The organism is Mesorhizobium sp. M1E.F.Ca.ET.041.01.1.1 (genome assembly GCF_003997355.1).
In the GTDB taxonomy this organism is placed as follows: Bacteria; Pseudomonadota; Alphaproteobacteria; order Rhizobiales; family Rhizobiaceae; genus Mesorhizobium.
Genome location: NZ_RZSL01001117.1, coordinates 1 through 888, shown reverse-complemented (window position 1 = coordinate 888; position 888 = coordinate 1). Strand labels below are relative to the sequence as shown.

The following is an 888-nucleotide window of genomic DNA, read 5'->3' as shown; positions in this document are numbered from 1 at the left end:
CGTCAACGGCGCGCCGCATTCCGGCGGCTATTCCGACCGTGTCTCCGGCAGCGACCTTGAGGGCCGCCCGCTCACCATCGCCAACACCGGCAAGACGCCGCTGCAGGCGGTGGTCACCGCGGTGGCGGCGCCTGTCGAGCCGCTGCCGGCCGGCGGCGACGGCTTCACCATCGATCGCACCTACTACAGGCTCGACGGCACCGAGGCCAACGTCACCGAGGCCAAGCAGAACGAGCGCTATGTGGTCGTGCTCAAGGTCTATGAGCAGAACAACTGGCCGTCGCGCCTGTTGATCACCGACCTGTTGCCGGCCGGCTTCGAGATCGACAATCCAAGCCTGGTCTCCAGCGCGCAATTGGCGAACTTCTCCTGGCTGGCGCAGACCGACGCCGCTCATCTGGAGTTCCGCGACGACCGCTTCGTCGCCGCCTTCAACCCCAATGAAGGCGACGGCGACCGCAACATCACGCTTGCCTATGTCGTGCGCGCCGTGACACCGGGCACCTTTGCCCATCCGGCGGCGACGGTGGAGGACATGTACCGGCCGCAATATTCGGCCCGTACCGCCTCCGGCATGATGGAGGTCAAGGCGGAGTAGCGATGAAGACGTCGCTGGAATCTTCCTTCTCCCCGTCCCTATACGGGGAGAAGGTGCTGGCAGGCGGATGAGGGGCAGCGCCATGCTCTCCAGAAAATTCCTCAGACGCACTGCGATTGCAGGCATTTCGTTTGCCTGCCTCGCCGCCCTTTCCGTCGCCGCCCTCTGGGAGCTCGACCGCGCCTTCCCGCCGCCGCTGCCGGCCACGCTGACGGTCTCGACCGAGGTGCAGGACCGCGACGGCCAGCTCTTGCGCGCCTTCGCCACGCCTGACGGCTACTGGCGGCTCG

The 888-nt window shown here is 66.8% G+C and carries 1 protein-coding gene and 1 pseudogene; both read left to right on the top strand.

The features are described 5' to 3' along the window. A pseudogene (locus EOA38_RS37795) lies at positions 1-598 on the top strand (hypothetical protein); the annotation flags it as partial. A gap of 82 nt (positions 599-680) precedes the next feature. Further along, a partial coding sequence (locus EOA38_RS37790) for a hypothetical protein (protein ID WP_145966346.1) occupies positions 681-888 on the top strand: 208 nt, incomplete at its 3' end.